The 22,916-nt window shown below is 62.9% G+C and carries 19 protein-coding genes; 9 read left to right on the plus strand and 10 right to left on the minus strand.

What is annotated here, in order from left to right:
* The first annotated feature begins 75 nt into the window (after positions 1-75).
* The 6 genes from DWF74_RS13440 to yccS all read left to right on the plus strand — a co-directional run bounded on the left by DWF74_RS13440 (position 76) and on the right by yccS (position 9,691).
* Positions 76-1,518 carry a TldD/PmbA family protein gene (locus tag DWF74_RS13440; protein WP_102862023.1) on the plus strand — a complete coding sequence of 481 codons (1,443 nt, stop codon included), beginning with the start codon at positions 76-78 and terminating at the stop codon, positions 1,516-1,518.
* A complete protein-coding gene (locus tag DWF74_RS13445) occupies positions 1,518-2,855 on the plus strand; it encodes a TldD/PmbA family protein (RefSeq protein WP_115581121.1) in 1,338 nt (445 codons plus the stop codon). The genes DWF74_RS13440 and DWF74_RS13445 overlap by 1 nt, the downstream gene beginning before the upstream one ends.
* 64 nt (positions 2,856-2,919) lie before the next feature.
* Positions 2,920-4,350 (plus strand): multidrug transporter subunit MdtD, encoded by a 1,431-nt coding sequence (mdtD, locus tag DWF74_RS13450; protein ID WP_102862025.1) that lies wholly within the window; start codon positions 2,920-2,922, stop codon positions 4,348-4,350.
* Between the two features lie 242 nt (positions 4,351-4,592).
* Positions 4,593-5,930, plus strand: coding sequence for an ATP-dependent RNA helicase DbpA (gene dbpA, locus DWF74_RS13455; protein WP_240322050.1), 1,338 nt, complete (start codon positions 4,593-4,595; stop codon positions 5,928-5,930).
* 160 nt (positions 5,931-6,090) lie between these two features.
* Entirely contained in the window at positions 6,091-7,269 is a 1,179-nt protein-coding gene (locus tag DWF74_RS13460; RefSeq protein ID WP_115581122.1) for an NAD(P)/FAD-dependent oxidoreductase, read from the plus strand.
* Between the two features lie 229 nt (positions 7,270-7,498).
* Positions 7,499-9,691, plus strand: coding sequence for a YccS family putative transporter (gene yccS, locus DWF74_RS13465; protein ID WP_115581123.1), 2,193 nt, complete (start codon positions 7,499-7,501; stop codon positions 9,689-9,691).
* A 92-nt stretch (positions 9,692-9,783) separates the two neighbouring features.
* Here yccS and DWF74_RS13470 read toward each other — a convergent pair whose 3' ends face one another.
* The gene (locus DWF74_RS13470; RefSeq protein WP_102862027.1) at positions 9,784-10,521 is read right to left on the minus strand and encodes a substrate-binding periplasmic protein; all 738 of its coding nucleotides are present in this window, start codon (positions 10,519-10,521) and stop codon (positions 9,784-9,786) included.
* A 277-nt stretch (positions 10,522-10,798) separates the two neighbouring features.
* On the opposite strand from DWF74_RS13470, the gene DWF74_RS13475 reads away from it, so the two are divergent.
* Positions 10,799-11,251, plus strand: a complete 453-nt coding sequence (locus DWF74_RS13475) for a GNAT family N-acetyltransferase (RefSeq protein WP_102862028.1) — start codon at positions 10,799-10,801, stop codon at positions 11,249-11,251.
* 3 nt (positions 11,252-11,254) lie between these two features.
* On the opposite strand, the gene DWF74_RS13480 is transcribed toward DWF74_RS13475, so the two are convergent.
* The 3 genes from DWF74_RS13480 to DWF74_RS13490 are packed head-to-tail and all read right to left on the minus strand — an operon-like array spanning position 11,255 to position 14,253.
* Positions 11,255-11,551: a winged helix-turn-helix domain-containing protein gene (locus DWF74_RS13480; protein ID WP_102862029.1), complete on the minus strand. Its 297-nt coding sequence runs from the start codon at positions 11,549-11,551 to the stop codon at positions 11,255-11,257.
* Between the two features lie 23 nt (positions 11,552-11,574).
* Positions 11,575-12,087: a M48 metallopeptidase family protein gene (locus DWF74_RS13485; RefSeq protein ID WP_102881129.1), complete on the minus strand. Its 513-nt coding sequence runs from the start codon at positions 12,085-12,087 to the stop codon at positions 11,575-11,577.
* A gap of 42 nt (positions 12,088-12,129) precedes the next feature.
* On the minus strand, positions 12,130-14,253 hold the full coding sequence (locus tag DWF74_RS13490) for a putative bifunctional diguanylate cyclase/phosphodiesterase (RefSeq protein WP_102862031.1): 2,124 nt from the start codon (positions 14,251-14,253) through the stop codon (positions 12,130-12,132).
* 319 nt (positions 14,254-14,572) lie between these two features.
* Between DWF74_RS13490 and DWF74_RS13495 the strand changes: the two genes are divergently transcribed.
* On the plus strand, positions 14,573-15,244 hold the full coding sequence (locus DWF74_RS13495; protein WP_102862032.1) for a polysaccharide lyase family 7 protein: 672 nt from the start codon (positions 14,573-14,575) through the stop codon (positions 15,242-15,244).
* A 73-nt stretch (positions 15,245-15,317) separates the two neighbouring features.
* Here the strand turns inward: DWF74_RS13495 and fba are convergent, their stop codons facing one another.
* From fba to tkt, 6 genes are all read right to left on the minus strand, one after another.
* A complete protein-coding gene (fba, locus tag DWF74_RS13500; RefSeq protein WP_003229012.1) occupies positions 15,318-16,382 on the minus strand; it encodes a class II fructose-bisphosphate aldolase in 1,065 nt (354 codons plus the stop codon).
* A gap of 209 nt (positions 16,383-16,591) precedes the next feature.
* Positions 16,592-16,921 carry an MliC family protein gene (locus tag DWF74_RS13505; RefSeq protein WP_102862033.1) on the minus strand — a complete coding sequence of 110 codons (330 nt, stop codon included), beginning with the start codon at positions 16,919-16,921 and terminating at the stop codon, positions 16,592-16,594.
* A gap of 60 nt (positions 16,922-16,981) precedes the next feature.
* Positions 16,982-17,203 (minus strand): hypothetical protein, encoded by a 222-nt coding sequence (locus DWF74_RS13510; protein WP_102862034.1) that lies wholly within the window; start codon positions 17,201-17,203, stop codon positions 16,982-16,984.
* Positions 17,204-17,235: 32 nt separating this feature from the next.
* Complete coding sequence (locus DWF74_RS13515) at positions 17,236-18,399, minus strand: phosphoglycerate kinase (RefSeq protein WP_102862035.1); 1,164 nt, start codon at positions 18,397-18,399, stop codon at positions 17,236-17,238.
* Between the two features lie 17 nt (positions 18,400-18,416).
* Complete coding sequence (gene epd, locus DWF74_RS13520) at positions 18,417-19,496, minus strand: erythrose-4-phosphate dehydrogenase (protein WP_115581124.1); 1,080 nt, start codon at positions 19,494-19,496, stop codon at positions 18,417-18,419.
* A 157-nt stretch (positions 19,497-19,653) separates the two neighbouring features.
* Entirely contained in the window at positions 19,654-21,651 is a 1,998-nt protein-coding gene (gene tkt, locus DWF74_RS13525) for a transketolase (RefSeq protein WP_102862037.1), read from the minus strand.
* Positions 21,652-21,910: 259 nt separating this feature from the next.
* Here tkt and DWF74_RS13530 point away from each other — a divergent pair, with 259 nt between their 5' ends.
* Positions 21,911-22,906 carry an ArsR/SmtB family transcription factor gene (locus DWF74_RS13530; protein ID WP_110594379.1) on the plus strand — a complete coding sequence of 332 codons (996 nt, stop codon included), beginning with the start codon at positions 21,911-21,913 and terminating at the stop codon, positions 22,904-22,906.
* Positions 22,907-22,916 lie beyond the last annotated feature (10 nt).

Here is a 22,916-nt window from a genome sequence, read left to right on the forward strand (position 1 = left end):
TAGGAGCCGCCGGGCAGCGTTCCGTTTGCTGGCGACAAGACCCGCCCGCTATCGCGTCTCACAAGGAGGTTCTCCATGTTCGACTTTCACCCCCAGCTCAAGCAGCGCTTTGCTGCCTTGCGCACGGGCGCCGAATTCTTTTCCCTGCGCTACGTGCGCGAGTCGGACCAATACCTGTCAGTACGCAAGAACGTTGCCGAACCACCGAGCCTGGGCCGCGACGAAGGGGCGATGCTGACCGCAAGGGTGCGTGGTGTGGAAGCCTACGCCGCCACCAGTGACCTCTCGCAAGGCGGCCTGCAAGCCGCCCTCGACCGCGCCGAACAGCTGGCTCGGGTGATCGCCGCCCACGCCCTGCTGGACCTGCGCGAGCAACCGGTATCCAGCCACCGTGGCGATTACCTTTCGCCGAATCTGGACCAGCCCTTCCCATCCCTCAGCGACTGCTACCAGCTGCTGGGCGACGAATCGGCCTCGGTGCCCAAGGACGAGCGCCTGGTGAACTGGCAAGTGGGCATCGGCGTGACCCAGGTCGAGCAGATCTACCTCAACAGCGCCGGTGCCGAGCTGCGCCAGGCTCAGCGCTTCGTCTACCCGGGCCTGGATGTCACCGCCTACGACGGTAGCGACAGTCAGACCCGCAGCCTGGGCCGGGAAAACTTCGGCCAGCAGGGCGCCGGTGATGTGATCAGCCGCTGTGGCCTGCTAGGCGCGGCGCCACGGGTGGCCGACCAGGCGCTGCAACTGCTGCTGGCGCCGAACACCCCGCAGGGCCAGCGGGACCTGCTGCTGATGCCGGACCAGATGATGCTGCAGATCCACGAGTCCATCGGCCACCCCCTGGAACTGGACCGTATCCTCGGCGACGAGCGCAACTACGCCGGCACCAGTTTCGTCAAACAGGAAGATTTCGGCCGCCTGCAATATGGCTCCTCGCTGCTCAACGTGACCTTCGACCCGGAGATTCCCGAGGAACTGGCCAGCTATGGGCATGACGACGATGGCAGCGCCGCCAGCAAGCAGTTCCTGATCCGCGAGGGGCTGCTGGTACGTCCCCTGGGCAGTGCCCTGTCGCAATACCGCAGTGGCCTCGACGGCGTTGCCAACAGCCGCGCCAGCAGTTGGAACCGCGCGCCCATCGACCGCATGGCCAACCTCAACGTCGAGCCCGGCGAGCAGCCCCTGGACCGCCTGATCGGCCAGATCGAACACGGCATCCTGATGTCCACCAATCGCTCCTGGTCCATCGACGATGCGCGCAACAAGTTCCAGTTCGGCTGCGAATGGGGCCAGTTGATCGAAAACGGCGAGCTCAAGGGCGTGGTCAAGAACCCCAACTACCGGGGTATCTCCGCACAGTTCTGGCGCAACCTCAGCGCGGTGGGCGATCGCAGCACCTTCCAGGTCCTGGGCACGCCCAACTGCGGCAAGGGCGAGCCCAACCAGGTAATCCGCGTCGGCCACGCTTCGCCGGCCTGCGTGTTCAGCAAGATTGACGTATTCGGAGGAGACGCCTGATGACCAGGACGATGAATCAGGCCGAGCAGTTCAAGGCATGGGTGCAGTGGCTGCAGGACGCGATCAAGGAATCGGAACAGTTCACCCTGAGCTACTCGGCCGAGTCCTCGGAGTTCATCCGTTTCAACCACGCCAAGGTGCGTCAGGCCGGGCAGGTGCAACAGGCCAGCCTGCACTTCAAGCTGATCGACGACGGACGCCACGCCGACTTGAGCATCACCTTGAGCAACGACCCCGAGGTGGACCGTCAGCGCCTGGTCGAAGCCCTGCAACAGTTGCGCGAAACCCTGCCGCTGCTGCCGGCGGACCCGTACCTGATGCTCAATCACGCCCAATGGCAATCCCACCATGTGCAGGACCATCCACTGCCCGATAGCGAGCAGGTGGTGGCACAGATCGGCCGCGCCGGTGCCGGCCTGGATCTGGTGGGTATCTATGCCGCCGGCCCCATCAGCCGAGGTTTTGCCAGTTCCGCCGGAGCGTTCGGCTGGCATCAGGCCAACAGCTTCAACTTCGACTTCAGCCTGTTCCACGCCAATGGCGAAGCGGTGAAGGCCAGCTACGCGGGACACGCCTGGGACGACGCAGCCTTCGCCCAGCGCTTCGACCAGGCCCGTCAGCAACTGGAGTTCCTCGGTCGACCGCTGCGCACCCTGGCGCCGGGACAGTACCGTGCCTACCTGGCACCGGCGGCCCTGGAGGAGATCATGGGCATGCTGGCCTGGGGCGGGTTCTCGGCCCAGTCCATTGCCAGCAAGCACAGCCCCCTGCAGAAACTCTACGCGGGCGATGCCGCCCTGAGCCCCCTGGTGTCCCTGGACGAACAGGTCAGCGGCTCCCTGAGTCCGGCCTTTTCCGATGAGGGCTACCCGCGCAGCGACCTGTCGCTGATCGCCGCCGGCAATGCCAACGCCCAGTTGATCAACTCCCGCAGCGCCGCCGAGTATGGCCTGACCAGCAACGGCGCCGGCAGCGGCGAATACCCCAGTGCGCTGAACATGGCCGCCGGGCAGCTGTCGCAGCAGGAGATCCTCAAGCAACTGGGCACCGGCCTGTACATCAGCAACCTGTGGTACCTCAACTACTCGGACCTGCCGGCAGCGCGCCTGACCGGCATGACCCGCTTCGCCACCTTCTGGGTGGAGAACGGCGAGATCCAGGCCCCGGTGAACACCATGCGTTTCGATGACAGCGTCTACAGCCTGCTGGGTTCGCAACTGGAGGCCCTGACGGCGCAACGGGAACTGCTGCTTTCGGCCAGCACCTACGGCCAGCGCCAGACCGCCTCGATGCATTTGCCTGGAGCCCTGGTCAGCCGCCTGACCCTGACCCTGTAGGAACTGCCCTCAAAGCTGTCGGAGCTGGCAAGCCAGCTCCGACCTGAATTGACATAGAGGTCCCATGCCCGAACGCCCGCCTCTCGACGCTACCACCGCCCGCTGGCTGCCCTGGGTGGTGGCCATCGCCTTCTTCATGCAATCCCTGGACGGCACCATCCTCAATACAGCGCTGCCGGCCATGGCCCAGGACCTGGCGGAAGACCCGCTGCGCATGCAGGGGGTGATCATTGCCTACATGCTCACCGTGGCCCTGCTGATCCCAGCGTCCGGCTGGATCGCCGACCGCTTCGGCACCAAGAAGATCTTCTTCGGCGCCATCTTGATCTTCAGCATCGGCTCCCTGCTGTGCGCGATGTCCAACACCCTGAGCCAACTGATCGGCGCCCGGGTGATCCAGGGCCTGGGCGGGGCACTGATGCTGCCGGTGGGACGGCTGGTGGTGCTGCGGGCCTACCCGCGCTCGGAGCTGGTGCGGATCATGGGCTTCATCACCATTCCCGGCCTGCTGGGCCCGCTGATCGGCCCGACCATGGGCGGCTGGATGGTGCAATACCTGACCTGGCACTGGATCTTTCTGATCAACCTGCCGGTGGGCGTCGTCGGCTGCTATGCGGTGTGGCGTTTTATCCCAGACCTGCGAGGCAGCGAGCGCACCCGTTTCGATGGCCTGGGCTTTGTGCTGTTCGGCGCGGCGATGGTGCTGATCACCATTGCCATGGAAGGCCTGGGGGAATTGCACCTGCCGCACCTGCGGGTGATGTTGCTGCTGTTTGGTGGGCTGGCCTGCCTGGCGGCCTATTGGCTGCGGGCCGTGCACACCGATAACCCGCTGTTTGCGCCCTCGCTATTCAAGGTACGAACCTTTGCCGTGGGCATCCTCGGCAACCTGTTCGCCCGCCTGGGCAGCGGTGCCCTGCCGTTCCTGGTGCCGCTACTGCTGCAGGTGGCGCTGGGTTATTCACCGTCTCAGGCGGGGATGAGCATGCTGCCCCTGGCGGCCGCGGCGATGCTGGCCAAGTCCATTGCCCGGCCCCTGATCGAGCGCCTGGGCTACCGCATCGTGCTCACCGGCAACACCCTGGCCCTGGGGCTGATGCTGGCCAGCATGGGGCTGGTCAGCGAGCACACGCCTTATCCCCTGCTGCTGGGCATGCTGGCGGTGCTGGGGGCGATCAACTCGCTGCAGTTCACCGCGATGAACACCGTGACCCTGATCGACCTCGACGATGCCGCCGCCAGCAGCGGCAACAGCCTGTTGTCGGTGGTGGCGCAGCTGTCCCTGAGCCTGGGGGTGGCCTGTGCCGGTGCGCTGCTAGGCGGTTTTACTGCACAAGTAGGCAATGACGGAGTGAACACCGTGCTCGGCGCCTTCCAGCTGACCTTCCTCACCGTGGGCATCATGGCGATGCTGGCGGCGGCGATCTTCCTCCAGCTGTCGCCCACCGATGGCCGAAGGGCGCGCAAGGTCGAGGAACAGCACATCGAGCATTGAGCCGCACACTTCCCTCCGTAGGAGCCGGCTCGCCGGCGAAGAGCCCCCGAGCCCTGCGCCAAACTCTCGGTCGCCTTCGCTGGCCAGCCAGCTCCTACACAACACCGCCCCTGCGCGGTTGCTCGTCCAGAATTTGCAGGTTGTGGGAGCGAGACTGATACACTGCGCGACATTTTGTTTTGCAGGCCAGTCCCGTGACCACCATTGCCACCGCTTTTAATACTTTGCCTCTGTCTCCCGCCATGCTGGCTAACCTCGACTCCCTCGGTTATGCCCAGATGACGCCGATCCAGGCGCAAAGCTTGCCGGTGATTCTCAAGGGCATGGACCTGATCGCCCAGGCCAAGACCGGCAGCGGCAAGACCGCGGCCTTCGGCATCGGCCTGCTGAACCCGATCAACCCGCGCTACTTCGGCTGCCAGGCCCTGGTGATCTGTCCGACCCGCGAGCTGGCCGACCAGGTGGCCAAGGAAATCCGGCGCCTGGCCCGTGCCGAAGACAACATCAAGGTCCTGACCCTGTGCGGCGGCGTGTCCTTCGGTCCGCAGATCGCCTCCCTGGAACACGGCGCCCACATCATCGTCGGCACCCCGGGGCGTATCCAGCAACACCTGCGCAAGGGTTCGCTGGTGCTTGATGGCCTGAACACGCTGATCCTCGACGAAGCCGACCGCATGCTCGACATGGGTTTCTACGACGCCATCGAAGACATCATCGAGCAGACCCCGTCGCGCCGGCAGACCCTGCTGTTCTCCGCCACGTACCCGGTGGGCATCAAGCAACTGGCGTCGAAGTTCATGCGTGATCCGCAGACGGTGAAAGCCGAAGCGTTCCACGACGACACGCAGATCGAACAGCGTTTCTACGAGATTTCCCCGGAAGAACGCATGAGCGCAGTGACCAAAGTCCTGCACCACTTCCGCCCGGCTTCCTGCGTCGCTTTCTGCTTCACCAAGCAGCAAGTGCAGGAAACCGTCGATCACCTGACCTCCAAAGGCATTTCCGCCGTCGGCCTGCACGGTGATCTGGAACAGCGTGACCGCGATCAGGTGCTGGCGATGTTCGCCAACCGCAGTACTTCGGTACTGGTCGCCACCGACGTGGCCGCCCGTGGCCTGGACATCGATGCGCTGGACATGGTGATCAACGTCGAGCTGGCCCGCGATTCGGAAATCCACATTCACCGCGTTGGCCGTACCGGTCGCGCTGGCGAAAAAGGTATCGCGGTCAGCCTCGTCGCACCGTCCGAAGCCCATCGCGCGCAAGCCATCGAACAGCTGCAGAAAGCCCCGCTGAACTGGGATCAGGTCGACAACCTCAAGTCCCAGGGCGGCGCCCCGCTGCAGCCACCGATGAGCACGCTGTGCATCGCGGGCGGGCGCAAGGACAAAGTGCGTCCGGGCGATATTCTCGGTGCACTGACTGGCGACGCCGGCATCCCGGGCGCCCAGGTCGGCAAGATCGCGATCTTCGACTTCCAGTCGTATGTGGCGGTTGATCGCACCGTGGTCATGCAGGCGCTGCAACGTTTGAACAACGGCAAGATCAAGGGCCGTTCGCTGCGCGTGCGCGTCCTCTAACTCCACTGCTTGGCCTGTAGCCTCTGCCACAGGCTGCGATCGATCTGGTCGGCACTCCGTACGAAGGGGCGCTGGATCTTGAGATCGCTGAAGGCCTTCGGCCTTATCGCAGCCTGCGGCAGCGGCTACAGGGTCATTCGCTCCTAACGAGGACTCCGTTTTGCGTTCTACCGAAGTCGTGATCATCGGCGCTGGCGCCGCCGGCCTGATGTGTGCCCTGACCGCGGCCGGCCGGGGCCGCCAGGTGCTGTTGCTGGACCACGCCAACAAGGCCGGCAAGAAAATCCTGATGTCCGGCGGTGGCCGCTGCAATTTCACCAACATGTACACCGAGCCCGCCAACTTCCTTTCGCAGAATCCGCATTTCTGCAAATCGGCCCTGGCCCGCTACACCCAGTGGGACTTCATCGGCCTGGTGGCCAAGCACGGCGTGCCCTACCACGAGAAGAAACTCGGCCAGCTGTTCTGCGATAACAAGTCCAGCGACATCCTCGGCATGCTGCTCGACGAATGCGATCAGGTCGGCGTCGAGCTGCGCCTGGACACCTCGATCCAGCAGATCGAGAAGCTTGAGTCCGTCTACCTGCTGCAGACCACCCTGGGCGCGGTGCAGTGCCAGTCCCTGGTGATCGCCACCGGCGGCCTGTCGATCCCGACCCTGGGCGCTACCGGTTTTGGCTATCAGGTCGCCAAGCAGTTCGGCCATGAACTGCTGCCGACCCGTGCCGGCCTGGTGCCCTTCACCATCACCGACCAGCTCAAGGAACTGTGCAGCGAGTTGTCGGGCACCTCGGTGGACTGTCTGGTGAGCTGCAACGAGCAGAGCTTTCGCGAGAACATTCTGTTCACTCATCGTGGCCTCAGCGGCCCGGCGATCCTGCAGATTTCGTCCTATTGGCAACCCGGCGACAGTGTCGAGATCAACCTGCTGCCAGACCACGACGCCCTCGGCTGGCTGCAACAGCAGCAGGCCGAGCGCCCCAACAGCGAGCTGAAAACCCTGCTGGGGGAAATCTTCACCAAGAAGATGGCGGGACTGCTGGCCGAGCACTGGTTCGTCTCCAAGCCGATGAAGCAGTACACCCCGGCGGAACTGGCGGACGTGGCGCAAAAACTCGGCAGCTGGCAGTTGGTGCCGGCGGGCACCGAGGGCTACCGCACCGCCGAAGTGACCCTGGGCGGGGTCGATACCCGCGAGGTGTCGTCCAAGACCATGGAATCGCTGAAGAGCCCGGGGCTGTATTTCATCGGTGAAGTGCTGGACGTCACCGGCCACCTGGGCGGCTTCAACTTCCAGTGGGCCTGGGCCTCGGGCTACGCGGCGGCGCAATACGTCTGAGCCGCTGTGCATCCCTGTAGGCGCTGCCGCAGGCTGCGAACGCCCCGAAGGGGCGCGGCGATCCAATGTCCGCTGAGGTCCTACGGCCCTGTCGCAGCCTACGGCAGCGGCTACAGGCGCCCGACCGGCAACAGCAACAGAATTTGCCGGCGGATGTGACGACGGCATTGCGCCGTCGTCAATACTGGCTCAATTTAGCTGCATCGCCCCGGAAGGCCTGTCCCACTCCATGTCATCGACTTCTTTTCGTCAGTCTCTGCGCCGCCTCTGGGCGCTGGATAAATTCAGCTACAGCGTGCGGGTGTTCATCGCCCTGACCGGCAGCATGGCGCTGTGCTGGTATCAGGATGAAATGGGCCTGCTGATCCCGCTGTTTCTCGGCATCATCGCCAGCGCCCTGGCGGAAACCGACGACAGCTGGCAAGGCCGGCTCAACGCCCTGGCCGTGACCCTGGTGTGCTTCAGCATCGCCGCGCTGTCGGTGGAACTGTTGTTCCCCTACCCCTGGATCTTCGCCATTGCCCTGGCCCTGGCCAGCTTCGGCCTGACCATGCTCGGGGCCCTGGGGGAACGCTATGGCGCCATCGCCTCGGCGACCCTGATTCTCTCGGTCTACACCATGATCGGCGTCGACCAGCGCGGCGGCGCGGTGATCGACTTCTGGCACGAGCCGCTGCTGCTGGTAGCCGGCGCGGCCTGGTATGGCCTGCTCTCGGTACTCTGGCAGGCGCTGTTCTCCAACCAGCCGGTGCAGCAGAGCCTGGCCCGGCTGTTTCGTGAGCTGGGTTTCTACCTCAAGCTCAAGTCATCCCTGTTCGAGCCGATCCGCCAGTTGGATGTGGAAGCCCGGCGCCTGGAGCTGGCCCAGCAAAATGGCAAGGTCGTGGCAGCTCTCAACGCCGCCAAGGAGATCATCCTGCACCGGGTGGGCAATGGCCGGCCGGGGTCGAAAGTCAGCCGCTACCTGAAGCTGTACTTCCTGGCCCAGGACATCCACGAGCGCGCCAGTTCGTCCCATTACCCCTATAACGCCCTGACCGACGCCTTCTTCCACAGCGACGTGCTGTTTCGCTGCCAGCGCCTGTTGCGCCAGCAGGGCAAGGCCTGCCGCGCCCTGGCCGAATCCATCCAGCTGCGCCAGCCGTTCGTCTATGACGCCAGCTTCGCCGAGGCCCTGAGCGACCTGCACGCCTCCCTGGAACACCTGCGCATCCAGAGCAACCCGGCCTGGCGCGGGCTGCTGCGCTCGCTGCGCGCCCTGGCGGCCAACCTTGGTACCCTCGACCGCCTGCTCAGCGACGCCAGCAACCCTGACGCCCTGGCCGATGCCACCGACAGCAGCCTGCTGGACCGCTCGCCGCGCAACCTCAAGGATGTCTGGACTCGCCTGCGCACCCAGCTGACACCGACGTCACTGCTGTTCCGCCATGCCCTGCGCCTGCCCCTGGCGCTGAGTATCGGCTACGGCATGGTGCATCTGATCCACCCATCCCAGGGCTACTGGATCATCCTCACCACGCTGTTCGTCTGCCAGCCCAACTACGGCGCCACCCGGCGCAAGCTGGGCCAAAGGATCGTCGGCACCGCCATCGGCCTGACCATCGCCTGGGCGCTGTTCGACCTGTTCCCGAGCCCCTTGGTGCAATCGCTGTTCGCCATCGCCGCCGGGGTGGTGTTCTTTACCAACCGCACCACCCGCTACACCCTGGCCACAGCCGCCATCACCCTGATGGTGCTGTTCTGCTTCAACCAGGTGGGCGACGGTTACGGGCTGTTCCTGCCGCGGCTGTTCGATACCCTGCTGGGCAGCCTGATCGCCGGGCTGGCGGTGTTCCTGTTCCTGCCGGACTGGCAGGGCCGACGCCTGAACAAGGTGCTGGCCAACACCCTGACCTGCAACAGCATCTACCTGCGCCAGATCATGCAGCAGTACGCCGCGGGCAAAAGCGACGACCTGGCCTACCGGCTGGCCCGGCGCAACGCCCACAACGCCGATGCGGCGCTGTCCACCACCCTGGCCAACATGCTCATGGAGCCGGGGCATTTCCGTAAGGAAGCCGACGTGGGGTTCCGCTTCCTGGTGCTGTCCCACACCTTGCTCAGCTACCTGTCGGGGTTGGGCGCGCACCGGGAAACCCAACTGCCGGGGGAAGTCCGCGAGCACCTGATCGACGGTGCCGGGGTCAGCCTGGCGGCGAGCATCGACGAGATTGCCCAGGGCCTGGCCAACAAGACCCCGATCGCCATCCAGAGCGATGCCGAGGAAGCGTTGGCCAATGAGCTGGAGCAGATGCCGGATGAAATCGACGAAGGCCAGCGTCTGGTGCAGACCCAGCTGGCACTGATCTGTCGACAACTGGGCCCGTTGCGGACCCTGGCGGCGCACCTGATCAAAGACACCAGCGACACCGAAAAACCGTAGGAATAGGCCTGTCGGCGAAAGGGGCCGCAAGATTAATGCAAGGTCCGGGGCCGCGCTCGCTGGCAAGCCAACTGATGCAGCTCCCTGTTCGGTTACATACCGTGCTGGCGCAACAGCCGGTCGTAGCTGCCGTCGGCCTTCATGGCGGCAATTTCCCGGTCGAACTTGGCAACGATCTGCGCGTGTTCGGGGTTTTTCAGGCTGACCAGGATATGCAGGCCGTTCTCGCTCAGGGGCTTGGGCAGGAACTCCACGGCGTTGCGCACCCGAGGCGATTCCCGGGCCAGGTAGTAGCGGGCGACGTATTCGTCTTCCAGAGTCAGCTTGACCCGGCCCGCCGCCAGCATGCGCACGGCCATGGCGAAGTTGTGCACCAGAACTTTCTGCAGGTTCGGGTCGTTGTCGAACTCCGGCGAATAGGCGTAGCCACGCACTACCGCCACCGGGTACTCATGCAGTTGCTTGAGGTTGTTGTATTCCAGCGAGGCATCCTTGCGCTTGATGAAGCGCACTCGGTTGACCAGGTACTCCGATGAAAACTGCCCCAGATGGGTGCGCTCTTCGTTGTACCAGGCATTGACCAGTACGTCGTAGCGCCCCTCGCCCACCCCCATCAGAGCCCGAGCCCAGGGCACCTGCTCGAACTCGCTGGAATAGCCGGCACGGGACAGGGCGGTGCTGACGATATCGGTGGCCACCCCGCCGTTGACCAGGGTCGCGTCGGTAAAGGGGGGCCAGGCGTCAGCGACCAGGCGCAGCTTCTGTGCAGAAGCGCTGTGGCCCAGCAACAGCAATCCGATCAAAGCCAAAGCTCGATGCAATCGCAGCATGCTAAAAGATCCTTAGCGGGCACAGGGCCCAGCGCATTCCAGCCGACACTCGAGGGCCCCTGCCGGTATTCGACAGGGCAGCCCAGCCCCTAACACTAGCTCATCAAAACCGCTGCACAGGACTTGAAAACAGATTACACAAAGAAGACAAAGGCCAGTAACAACAATGGTGGCATTTTGACCTAACTCACAGAAACAGCCTCTGGGTGCTGCTCGACAAGACATCCGGCGGCGATGTGCCTAGTATTTCGCACAGCACTTTCTACAGGATATGAAGATGACCATCGAATGGGTCTGCAAGCATCACACCGATCTGGGCAAGGAACAGTTGTACGCCATCCTGCAACTGCGCACCGAAGTCTTTGTCGTGGAACAGAAATGCCCCTACCAGGAAGTGGACGGCCGCGACCTTGAAGGCGATACCTGCCACTTGATGGCCTGGGACGACGACCGCCTGCTGGCCTATCTGCGCCTGCTGGACCCGATCTCCCAAGGCGGCGACGTCGTGATCGGCCGCGTAGTGATCGCCGAACAGGCCCGTGGCCAGGGCCTGGGTCATGCCCTGATGGAGCAGGCGCTGAAACAGGCACAACGGCACTGGCCAGAAACCCCAATCTACCTCTCGGCCCAGGCCCATCTGCAGGATTACTACGGACGCTACGGCTTCATCGTCGCGGGTGAGGAATACCTTGAGGACGGCATTCCCCATATCGGCATGCGCCGGGCCTGAGACTCAGGGATAACCCAGCACTGTCTTGATCTGCCGCAGATTGGGCTCGATCCAGCCCTTGTCGATGGCCCCCCAGCTATGGATCCGGTAGCGCCCGGCATGATTGCGGGCGCCATCCTGCTGCTCGAACTCGCAGAGGATGTCCAGGTCCGCCAGGGCGGCGATGGTGTCCTGGGCGGTGCGTCGGGGCATGCCCGTGACTTCGGTCAGCGCCGGCACACTGCTGGCCAGGCCGCTGTCGATCAGATACGCCACATACAGGCGGCGGTAGAAACTGCTCTTGGTCTTGCTGACATCCATCGCCTACTCCCTTTCACTAAGCACTAATCCGCCGCTCCTGCCTTGGCTTGCAGGTCGCGCCAGGTCAGGTAGACCCGCAGGTCGAACTCCAGCTGGTGATAGCCCGGCAGCATATGCTCGCAGAGCTTGTAGAACGCCTTGTTGTGATCCGATTCCTTGAAGTGCGCCAGTTCGTGCACCACGATCATCCGCAAGAACTCCGGCGCCGCCTCCTTGAACAGGGAGGCGATGCGGATCTCCTTCTTGGCCTTGAGCTTGCCGCCCTGCACCCGGGACACCGTGGTGTGCAGGCCCAGGGCGCGGTGGGTCAGGTCCAGACGGTTATCGAACAGCACCTTGTCGATGGCCGGGGCGTTGCGCAGGTATTCCTGCTTCAGTTCCAGAGCGTAGTTGTACAACGCCTTGTCGCTCTGTACCGCGTGCTTGTGCGGATAGCGCCGGCTCAGGTAGTCCCCCAGGCGATCTTCGTCGATCAGCTGGCGCACTTGCTGTTGCAGGGCGACGGGGTAGGCCTGAAGGTATTTGAGTGCAGTCATGAAGGGGCAGCGCAAGGTGCAAAGAGCGCCAGTGTAGCGAATTCAGGCCGGCAACGCGCTCCAGTCAAAAGGCTGGGCAAACTGACTGGCACTGTTGGCAGTCAGGGGGCGCGCCACCAGGAAACCCTGCACATATTCACAACCATTGGCCTTGAGCCACTCGAATTGCTCGAGGGTTTCCACGCCTTCGGCAATCACCAGCAGGCCGAACTGTTTGCACAGATCGATCACGCTGCGGGCGATGGCGGCATCTCGCGGCGAAGTCAGCAGGCGAGCGATCAGGTGCCGGTCAAGCTTGAGGGTGTCCAACTGCAGGTCACGCAGGTACGCCAGACAGCAGCTGCCTGATCCGAAATCGTCCAGGGCCACCCGCACCCCCAGTTCATGCAACTGCTGCAACTGCTTGCGGGTCTCGTCCAGGTTCTGGGTCAGTGCCGCCTCGGTCACCTCCACCTCCAGCTGACGAGGCAGCAGGCCATGGCGCAACAACACCTGGCGCAGTTCGGTTGCCAGGTTGGGCATGCCGAACTGGGTAGCGCTGAGGCTGACCCCCAGCACCAGGTCCGGGCTGAATACCTGTTCCCAATCCTTGCGCTGAGCGGCGCCCTGCTGATAGATCCAACTGCCCAGGCGGCTGATCAACCGTGCCTCTTCCAGCAACGGCAGAAACAGCCCCGGCGGTACATCGCCGACACTCGGGTGCCGCCAGCGCAGCAACGCCTCGAACCCTCGCAAGCGGCCATCGGCAATGGCCACCTGGGGCTGATACACCAGGGTGAACTCCTTGCGCTCCACCGCGCTGCGCACGCTTTCTTCAAGCATCAGCCGGGACCGGGCACGGCCGTTCATTTCATGGTCGTAGTAACGGTACTGCTGACGGCCGGCACGCTTGGCCTCGTACATGGCGATATCCGCCGCGCGCAACAGGCCATCCAGATTGGAACCGCAGTCAGGGTAGATGGCGATGCCAATGCTGGCCCCCAGCACCACCTCCATGCCATCGATCTGCTGGCTGATGGACAGGCGTTCGATCAGTTTTTCGGCGATTTTTGCCGCCTGCTCCGGGAAGCTCAGCTCCAGCAGGGCCGTGAACTCGTCGCCGCCCATGCGCCCGAGAATATCGAACGAATGCAGGCATTCCTTCAACTGCTCGGAGACCCAGCGCAGCACCCGGTCACCGGCATCGTGCCCCAGGGAGTCGTTGACTCGTTTGAAGCCGTCCAGGTCCAGGTAGAGCAGCACCAGAGACTTTCCCGAGCGATCGCTGCGCAGCAGGATGTTCTCCACGGTCTGATAGAAACCGCGCCGGTTGAGCAGGCCCGTCAGCGGATCGGTAACGGCCTGGTACTCCAGCTGTTGATGCAGGTGTCGAACCTCGGACATGTCCAGCAAGGTCACCACCATGGCCTTCTGTTCGCTGGGCAGGGGCGCGCAGGACAGGGCCACACAGATCTGCTGGCCGGGGACGGTACGCAACAGGGCGTCATGCAGACGATAGGTCTCGCCCCTGCGGTAGCAGGCGTAGAGCTCGGATTCGTTCCAGTCGGGGACGTGGGGCTTTTGCAGGTAATCGAGGAAGGGCGAACCTTCCAGATCTTGCACCTGGGCATTGAGCAAGCGCGAGACCGCTGGATTGGCGAAGCGCACATGGCCGCCTTCGTCCACCACCAGGATGCCTTCGGCGGCGTTGTCCAACACCGCGGCGTTGAACGCTCGCGCCACCTCCAGATCATGACTGAGGTGCTGCAGGGCTCGGCGGTTGCGCTGTTGCTCCAGCAAAGCCTGGACCTTGGGCTTGAGGATCTGCGGGTCGAAGGGTTTGAACAGGTAGTCCACTGCGCCACTGGCGTAGCCCTTGATCACGGCATCCTGGGACTGCTCGTTCGCGGTGAGGAAGATGATCGGTGTCAGCCGGGTACGCTGGCTGCCGCGCATCAGTCGAGCCACCTCAAAACCATCCATGCCGGGCATCTGCACATCCAGCAGCACCAGATCCACCTCATGCTCGAGCAACAGGCCCAGGGCCTCGACACCGGAGGCAGCGGTCATCACCCGCCAGTCCTGGCGCTGCAACAGAGCACGCATGCTTAGGAGATTTTCAGGATAGTCATCAACGATCAGAAGAGTGGAGTGGCCTTCGGCCACCTCCGGGTGCACGCATTCCATGCTGCTTCTCTTGCCTGTAATAAGACTGAGCGGGTGAGAAAACCTGGCTAAAACTGTGAATTCACTCTAGACCCGGATCTTGAAAAGCAGAAGCCGCCATGACGCCATCACTCCGCCAATGGCGCCGACTCCCGACTAACGGTCACAGTTGTGCAGCATAAAAACCGGGAAGGATGGCATTTCGATATTTTGCTGACGTCAGATATCCGCCGTACGGACCTCGCCCGGCATCCGTTCTGCGTTATAAAGACGCCCGAAGAAGCGCAGGCTAAAGCCCTCGGCGACCTGCACCAGACCTTTCCTTGCGGAACCTCTCACCATGATCGATCTGGCAACCTGGAACCTCAGCGTTCCCGTCGGCAGCCCACCGGCAACCATTGACACCCCCGCCCTGGTCAAAGGCTTCAAGGACCAGTACTTCCACTCCGATAGCGGCACCCTGTTCTTCTGGTCGCCGGTGACCGGATCAAAAACCGAGAACGCCATCTACCCGCGCACCGAGCTGCGGGAAACCTATTCCAACGGAAACCTGCGCAACTGGACCTACCCCGAGGCCGACAACCTGTTGTACGCCACCCTGGCAGTGAAGCAGGTGCCCTCATCGGGCAAGATCGTCGTCGGCCAGATCCATGCCTACAACAGCACCAAGCCCCTGGTGAAAGTGGAGTACCAGTACAAGACCCGCCAGGGCAGCGGCAATGTCGTGGCCAAGGTGCGCATGCGCCCGGATGACGACGAAGGCCGGGTCATCACCATCGCCAGGAACGTGCCCATGGATCGGGAGTTTTCCTACCTGATCCACCTGAGCCCCGGTGGTGCCCTGGGGATCAGTGCTGCGGGCTATCAATGGGATGGCCAACTGAGCGCCACCTGGCGCGACAAGCCGCTGTATTTCAAGGCTGGCGTTTATGTCCAGGACAACAGCGGCTACACCAGCGAGGGCGGCAAGGTGACCTTCTCCAAGCTGGATATCGACCACAACAAAATCTAACCCCGTCTCTGTGCAGGAATCCCAGGCACAAAAAAGCCCGCATCGCTGCGGGCTTTCCGGATGACGCTAAGGCTTAGTTGACCTTGGCGTTCAGCTCACCCTTGAGGTAGCGCTGGAACATCGCTTCCAGGGAGATCGGCTTGATCTTCGAAGCGTTGCCGGCAGTGCCGAAGGCTTCGTAACGGGCGATGCACACGTCGCGCATGGCGGTCACGGTGGCACCGAAGAACTTGCGTGGGTCGAACTCGCTCGGGTTGGTGGCCATCAGGCGACGCATGGCACCGGTGGACGCCAGGCGCAGGTCGGTATCGATGTTGACCTTGCGCACGCCGTACTTGATGCCTTCGACGATTTCTTCAACCGGCACGCCGTAGGTTTCTTTGATGTCGCCGCCGTACTGGTTGATGATCGCCAGCCACTCCTGCGGAACCGACGAAGAACCGTGCATCACCAAGTGGGTGTTGGGAATGCGCTTGTGGATTTCCTTGATGCGGTCGATGGCCAGCACGTCGCCGGTAGGCGGCTTGGTGAACTTGTAGGCACCGTGGCTGGTGCCGATGGCGATGGCCAGGGCGTCGACCTGGGTCTTCTTGACGAAGTCCGCGGCCTCTTCCGGATCGGTCAGCATCTGGCTGTGGTCCAGCACGCCTTCGGCACCGATGCCATCTTCTTCACCGGCCATGCCGGTTTCCAGGGAACCCAGGCAGCCCAGCTCGCCTTCTACCGACACGCCGCAGGCGTGGGCCATGGCCACGGTCTGTTGGGTGACGCGCACGTTGTATTCGTAGTCGGTCGGCGTCTTGCCGTCTTCGCCCAGGGAGCCGTCCATCATCACCGAGGAGAAGCCCAGTTGGATGGAACGCTGGCAGACGTCAGGGCTGGTGCCGTGGTCCTGGTGCATGCACACCGGGATATGTGGGAACTCTTCGATCGCCGCCAGGATCAGGTGACGCAGGAACGGCGCACCGGCGTACTTGCGCGCACCGGCGGACGCCTGAACGATCACCGGGGAGTCAGTCTTGTCAGCGGCTTCCATGATGGCGCGCATCTGCTCAAGGTTGTTGACGTTGAAGGCTGGGACGCCGTAGCCGAACTCGGCTGCGTGGTCCAGCATCTGGCGCATGCTGATGAGTGCCATTGTGTGTGTCTCTCCCGGTCGAGGGTCGTTAATCGTGCAAGCCTGCCGTAGCGGCGACTGCTATTCAAGTGATTGCAGATCGGGGGTCAGCCCGCCCTGTTGTATCCGTTAAAACCAAATCTCTACAGCCCTTCAGGAACCAGTTCGCCGGTAAAGGGGCCCTTGACCTTGCACCGGCCTGGACGCCGCCTTGGCTGGCAAGCCAGCTGCTACTGGGCCTTGCAGCCGCGGCCGATCAAGTCATTGGTGGCGACCCAGTAAACCAGGCCCTCTTCACCCTTGACGTGAAACGCCAGCATGTCATCGCTGTACAGCGAACCCGAACCACTGGGCTCAAGCTTAAGGCGCCGAACCTGATCGTCGCCCCCCAGGCGCACGTCGACCGCCTTGCGGCTGTCGTCGGTGTAGCGCCAAAGCACTTGTGCCTGGCTGTCACACACCCAGGTCGTCCAGTTGTCGGGAGCCGGCGACTTGAGCAGGTTCAGGTTGGCGCACCCTGCCAGCAAGCCCAGCATCGCCACGGCGATCAAACCTTTCATCGATGTTCCTCGGCTGACAGCCCACAGGCCCCAGCGCGTTGCGTTAACCAATCCGACCCGTCAAGGGCAGCCCTGTTCCCTGGTCTTTGACGGTGTCTCGTACTTCTCCAGGCCCTCTGGGCCCAGACGCTTGTTAATCACCGGCGCCGTCTCGGCCTGCCAATCGGCCTGATAGCAGCCTTTGTCCGGCTCACCGGCCTCATCGGCCGATTTTACCTGCGCAGTGCCGGAGCACCCCGCCAGCAAAGCCGCGGCGATCAACAGTGGCAATGTCTTGACCATCAGAACACTCCTTTGCCCGGCCAACGGGAATCTCAGGCCTTGGCCCGGGCTTCCAGGACTTCAACCGCCGGCAGTACCTTGCCCTCGACGAACTCGAGGAAAGCGCCGCCACCGGTAGAAATGTAGGAGATCTGCTGGGCCACGCCATACTTGTCGATGGCCGCCAGGGTGTCGCCACCGCCAGCAATGGAGAACGCGGCGCTGTCGGCGATGGCCTGGGCCAGCACTTGGGTGCCGTTGCCGAACTGGTCGAATTCGAACACGCCTACAGGACCGTTCCAGAGGATGGTCTTGGAGGATTTCAGCAGCTCGGCGAACTGCGCGGCAGTCTGTGGACCGATGTCGAGGATCATGTCGTCAGCGGCAACATCAGCGATCAGCTTGACGGTAGCTTCGGCACTTTCGGCGAACTCCTTGGCCACGACCACGTCCACCGGCAGCGGTACGCTGACCTTGGCGGCGATGGCACGGGCGGTGTCCAAGAGGTCCGGCTCGTACAGCGACTTGCCCACCGGATGCCCGGCAGCGGCCAGGAAGGTGTTGGCGATGCCGCCACCGACGATCAACTGGTCGCAGATCTGGCTCAGGCTGTTGAGCACATCCAGCTTGGTGGACACCTTGGAACCGGCAACGATGGCCGCCATCGGCTTGGCCGGGTTGCCCAGGGCCTTGCCCAGGGCCTCCAGCTCAGCAGCCAGCAGAGGACCTGCAGCGGCTACTTTGGCGAACTTGGCCACGCCATGGGTCGAACCCTCGGCGCGGTGCGCGGTGCCAAAAGCATCCATCACGAACACGTCGCACAGGGCAGCGTATTGCTGGGCCAGTTCGTCGGCGTTCTTTTTCTCGCCCTTGTTGAAGCGCACGTTTTCGAACAGCACGATGTCGCCGGCCTTGACCTCGACACCACCCAGGTAGTCGGCCACCAGTGGCACTTCACGGCCCAGGGCGCGGCTCAGGTAATCGGCTACCGGCTTGAGGCTGTTCTCGGCAGAGAACTCGCCTTCGGTCGGGCGGCCCAGATGCGAGCAGACCATCACCGCCGCGCCTTTTTCCAGGGCCAGCTTGATGGTCGGCAGCGAAGCCAGGATCCGCGCATCGCTGGTGACAACACCGTCCTTGACTGGGACGTTGAGGTCTTCGCGGATCAGTACGCGCTTACCTTGCAGATCGAGGTCGGTCATCTTCAACACGGTCATGGGTCGCAATTCCTGGGTTACTGTTGTTCAGAAACAGAGAGTTTAGAGTCAGAGCGTGGAGTGGCTGTTTGCAGGTAGTGCCCAGCAACATCCAGCATCCGGTTGGCAAAGCCCCATTCGTTGTCGAACCAGGCCAGGATGTTCACCAGCCGAGGGCCGGAAACGCGGGTCTGACTGGCATCGACGATCGCCGAATGGGGATCATGATTGAAATCACAGCTGGCGTGAGGCAACTCGGTATAGGCCAGCAAGCCCTTGAGCGGACCGCTGGTGGCGGCCTCGCGCAGGATCCGGTTGACCTCGGTGGCGTCGGTATCGCTCACGGTCTGCATGGTGATATCCAGGCAGGACACATTGACCGTCGGCACTCGCACAGCTTTGGCCTGAATTCGCCCGGCAAGTTCCGGCAACAAGCGCTCGATACCACGCGCCAGACCAGTGGACACCGGGATCACCGACTGGAACGCCGAACGGGTCCGACGCAGATCCTCGTGGTGATAGGCGTCGATCACCGGCTGGTCGTTCATCGCCGAGTGAATGGTGGTGATCGACACATATTCCAGGCCGATGGCCTGATCCAGCAGGCGCAACAGCGGCACACCACAGTTGGTGGTGCAGGAGGCGTTGGAGACCAGCAGCTCGGCGCCGGTCAGACACTCCTGGTTGACCCCGTAAACGACGGTGGCATCGACATCCGCCTCGCTGGCCATCGGCTGGGAGAACAGCACCCGTGGCGCGCCGGCGTCGAGGAAACGCTGGCCGTCTGCCCGGGTGTGGTAGGCACCGGAGCATTCCAGCACCAGATCGACGTCCAGGGACGCCCAATCGATGCCTTCAGGGGTGGCACTGCGCAGCACTTTCACGCAGTTGCCATTGATATGCAGACAGTCGCCATCGACCTTCACCTCGCCGGGAAACCGGCCGTGGGTCGAGTCGAAGCGTGTCAGGTATTCAACACTGGCCATGTCGGCCAGATCGTTGATGGCGACGATCTCGAATCCAGCCGCAGCCCCCCGCTCGAACAGAGCACGCAAGACACAACGACCAACCCGGCCGTAGCCGTTGAGTGCAACTTTATAGGGACGCGATTGAGGCATGGGGTTCTCGATCAGGCACAGGCAGACGAACTTGTTATACGCACCCCATCGCAGGAGCTGGCTTGCCAGCGATCAGCGGCGTGTCAGGCAGGCCGCGAATCGCTGGCAAGCCAGCGCCTACAAAGGGATCGCGGTGGCTGGGCCACCGCGTGCTTTTTTAGTCTTCCAGCAGCTCTTCGGCCTGGCCCAGGATGTTGTCCAGGGTGAAACCGAACTCTTCGAACAAGGCCGGCGCAGGCGCCGACTCGCCGTAGGTGGTCATGCCGATCACCCGGCCTTCCAGACCCACGTACTTGTACCAGAAGTCGGCGTGAGCAGCTTCGATGGCGATCCGCGCGCTGACCTGCAACGGCAGAACCGATTGCTTGTAGCCCGCGTCCTGAGCGTCGAACACGCTGGTGCACGGCATGGAAACCACGCGCACCTTGCGGCCCTGCTCAGTCAGCTTGTCGAAAGCCTGGACCGCCAGGCCCACTTCCGAACCGGTGGCAATCAGGATCAGCTCAGGCTCGCCTGCGCAGTCTTTCAACACGTAGCCACCGCGGCTGATGTCGGCGATCTGCCCGGCATCACGGGTTTGGTGCTGCAGGTTCTGGCGGGAGAAGATCAGCGCCGATGGGCCGTCCTTGCGCTCCAGGGCGTACTTCCAGGACACCGCCGACTCCACGGCATCAGCTGGACGCCAGGTGTCGAGGTTCGGGGTGCTGCGCAGGCTGGTCAGTTGCTCGATCGGCTGGTGAGTCGGGCCGTCTTCGCCCAGACCGATGGAGTCGTGGGTGTAGACATGGATCACCCGCTGTTTCATCAGCGCCGACATGCGCACGGCGTTGCGTGCGTATTCCATGAACATCAGGAAGGTCGCGCCGTAAGGCACCAGGCCACCGTGCAAGGCAACGCCGTTCATGATGGCGGTCATGCCGAACTCGCGCACGCCGTAGTACATGTAGTTGCCGCTGGCATCTTCAGCGCTGACGCCCTTGCAGCCTTTCCACAGGGTCAGGTTGGAGCCGGCCAGGTCAGCCGAGCCGCCGAGGAATTCAGGCAGCAGTGGGCCGAAGGCGTTCAGGGTGTTCTGACTGGCTTTACGGCTGGCGATGGTTTCGCCCTTGGCCGCGACTTCAGCGATATAGGCGTTGGCCTTCTCGGCAAAGTCCGCGGGCAGATCGCCCGCAAGGCGACGTACCAGTTCATTGGCTTCGGCAGGGAACGCAGCGGAGTAGGCGGCGAAACGCTGATCCCACTCGGCTTCCACGGCGCGACCGGCTTCCTTGGCGTCCCACTCGGCGTAGATGTCGGCCGGGATTTCGAACGGGCCATGGTTCCATTTCAGCGCGGCGCGGGTCAGGGCGATTTCCTCGGCACCCAGTGGCGCGCCGTGGCAGTCTTCCTTGCCCTGCTTGTTCGGCGAACCGAAACCGATGGTGGTCTTGCAGCAGATCAGGGTTGGCAGCGGGCTCTTGCGCGCGGTGTCGATGGCGGTCTTGATCTCTTCCGGATCGTGGCCGTCGACGTTGCGGATCACTTGCCAGTTGTAGGCTTCGAAACGCTTGGGCGTGTCGTCGGTGAACCAGCCTTCGACTTCACCGTCGATGGAGATGCCGTTGTCATCGTAGAAGGCGATCAGCTTGCCCAGGCCCAGGGTGCCGGCCAGGGAGGCCACTTCGTGGGAAATGCCTTCCATCATGCAGCCATCACCCAGGAATACGTAGGTGTGGTGATCAACGATGTCGTGGCCTGGACGGTTGAACTGCGCCGCCAGGACTTTTTCCGCCAGGGCGAAGCCCACGGCATTGGCCAGGCCCTGACCCAGTGGGCCAGTGGTGGTTTCCACACCCGGGGTATAGCCGAATTCCGGGTGGCCCGGAGTGCGGCTGTGCAGTTGGCGGAAGTTCTTCAGGTCATCGATCGACAGGTCGTAGCCGGTCAGGTGCAGCAGCGAGTAGATCAGCATCGAGCCGTGACCGTTGGACAGCACGAAGCGGTCACGGTCGGCGAAGGATGGATTGCTCGGGTTGTGCTTGAGGTAGTCACGCCAAAGTACTTCGGCGATATCCGCCATACCCATGGGGGCACCTGGATGGCCGCTGTTGGCTTTTTGCACGGCATCCATGCTGAGGGCACGAATGGCGTTGGCACGCTCACGACGGCTGGGCATCGCTGATCTCCTGAGGATTGAATAAAACGAAACGGAAAAAAGGCCTGCATTTTCCCTCAGGCGTCTGGCGGGGGCAATGACAGATAGTCACTCAGGCATGTTTTTCCCAAGGATAAGTACTCAATCCACTGGAGAAACCCGCTCGCCGTTCGTTGACAAGGCAACGAACGGCTCTGGCAAAGGCCCCTGCAACACCAATATCAAAAAGTTTTGATATTGGTGTTGCAGGGCTTTGCAGGCACCTCTAGACTGCGCCCCTATGAACCTGCACGCACCCTCCATTGAGCATGACGATTGCGACGAACTGGCCGCCCTGTGCAAGGCCGGCGGCGATCCTCTGCGGCTCAATGTATTGCGCGCGCTGAGCAACGACTCGTTCGGTGTACTGGAACTGGCTCAGATCTTCGCCATCGGCCAGTCCGGCATGAGTCACCATTTGAAGGTCCTGGCCCAGGCCAACCTGGTGGCGACCCGCCGTGAAGGCAATGCGATTTTCTATCGCCGCGCCCTGCCCCATACCGAGCTCCTGGGGGGCAAGCTTCACGCAGCACTGCTGGACGAAGTGGACCAGGTGCGGCTACCGGCGGATGTCCAGGGCCGGATCGGCCTGGTGCACCGGCAACGGGCCGCAGCCAGCCAGGACTTTTTTTCCCGGGTGGCGGAGAAGTTCCGCGCCCAGCAGGACCTGATCGCAGGACTGCCGCAGTACCGCGACAGTGTTCTCGCGCTGCTGGACCAGCTGAGTTTCAAGCCAATGGCCACGGCCATTGAAGTGGGTCCCGGTGACGGTGGATTTCTCCCTGAGCTGGCCCGACGCTTTGCCCAGGTCACCGCTCTGGACAACAGTCCGGCAATGCTTGAACTGGCGCGCCAGCTGTGTGAGCGCGAAACATTGGCTAACGTCAGCCTGCAATTGGCCGATGCATTGGATGGCGTGCCACTGACGGCCGATTGCGTAGTGCTGAATATGGTCCTGCACCATTTCGCCGCACCGGCCGAAGCCCTCAAGCAGATGGCCCGATTGCTGCAACCAGGCGGCAGCCTGTTGGTAACAGACTTGTGCAGCCACAACCAGAGTTGGGCCAAAGAGGCTTGCGGCGATCTCTGGCTAGGGTTCGAACAAGATGATTTGGCCCGCTGGGCCAGCGCTGCGGGACTGACTCCCGGGGAAAGTCTCTATGTAGGCTTACGTAATGGTTTCCAGATCCAGGTCCGCCACTTTCAGCGACCGGCTGGCGACACTCACCATCGGTAAATTTTAGGAA

Source organism: Pseudomonas protegens (assembly GCF_003363755.1).
Taxonomy (GTDB): domain Bacteria; phylum Pseudomonadota; class Gammaproteobacteria; order Pseudomonadales; family Pseudomonadaceae; genus Aquipseudomonas; species Aquipseudomonas danubii.

Excerpts from the sequence above, each read along its gene's own strand:
- DWF74_RS13440 (WP_102862023.1), top strand. The coding sequence starts at position 76 with ATGTTCGACTTTCACCCCCAGCTCAAGCAGCGCTTTGCTGCCTTGCGC.
- DWF74_RS13445 (WP_115581121.1), top strand. The coding sequence starts at position 1,518 with ATGACCAGGACGATGAATCAGGCCGAGCAGTTCAAGGCATGGGTGCAG.
- mdtD (WP_102862025.1), top strand. The coding sequence starts at position 2,920 with ATGCCCGAACGCCCGCCTCTCGACGCTACCACCGCCCGCTGGCTGCCC.
- dbpA (WP_240322050.1), top strand. The coding sequence starts at position 4,593 with ATGCTGGCTAACCTCGACTCCCTCGGTTATGCCCAGATGACGCCGATC.
- yccS (WP_115581123.1), top strand. The coding sequence starts at position 7,499 with ATGTCATCGACTTCTTTTCGTCAGTCTCTGCGCCGCCTCTGGGCGCTG.
- DWF74_RS13470 (WP_102862027.1), bottom strand. The coding sequence starts at position 10,521 with ATGCTGCGATTGCATCGAGCTTTGGCTTTGATCGGATTGCTGTTGCTG.
- DWF74_RS13475 (WP_102862028.1), top strand. The coding sequence starts at position 10,799 with ATGACCATCGAATGGGTCTGCAAGCATCACACCGATCTGGGCAAGGAA.
- DWF74_RS13480 (WP_102862029.1), bottom strand. The coding sequence starts at position 11,551 with ATGGATGTCAGCAAGACCAAGAGCAGTTTCTACCGCCGCCTGTATGTG.
- DWF74_RS13485 (WP_102881129.1), bottom strand. The coding sequence starts at position 12,087 with ATGACTGCACTCAAATACCTTCAGGCCTACCCCGTCGCCCTGCAACAG.
- DWF74_RS13490 (WP_102862031.1), bottom strand. The coding sequence starts at position 14,253 with ATGGAATGCGTGCACCCGGAGGTGGCCGAAGGCCACTCCACTCTTCTG.
- DWF74_RS13495 (WP_102862032.1), top strand. The coding sequence starts at position 14,573 with ATGATCGATCTGGCAACCTGGAACCTCAGCGTTCCCGTCGGCAGCCCA.
- fba (WP_003229012.1), bottom strand. The coding sequence starts at position 16,382 with ATGGCACTCATCAGCATGCGCCAGATGCTGGACCACGCAGCCGAGTTC.
- DWF74_RS13505 (WP_102862033.1), bottom strand. The coding sequence starts at position 16,921 with ATGAAAGGTTTGATCGCCGTGGCGATGCTGGGCTTGCTGGCAGGGTGC.
- DWF74_RS13510 (WP_102862034.1), bottom strand. The coding sequence starts at position 17,203 with ATGGTCAAGACATTGCCACTGTTGATCGCCGCGGCTTTGCTGGCGGGG.
- DWF74_RS13515 (WP_102862035.1), bottom strand. The coding sequence starts at position 18,399 with ATGACCGTGTTGAAGATGACCGACCTCGATCTGCAAGGTAAGCGCGTA.
- epd (WP_115581124.1), bottom strand. The coding sequence starts at position 19,496 with ATGCCTCAATCGCGTCCCTATAAAGTTGCACTCAACGGCTACGGCCGG.
- tkt (WP_102862037.1), bottom strand. The coding sequence starts at position 21,651 with ATGCCCAGCCGTCGTGAGCGTGCCAACGCCATTCGTGCCCTCAGCATG.
- DWF74_RS13530 (WP_110594379.1), top strand. The coding sequence starts at position 21,911 with ATGAACCTGCACGCACCCTCCATTGAGCATGACGATTGCGACGAACTG.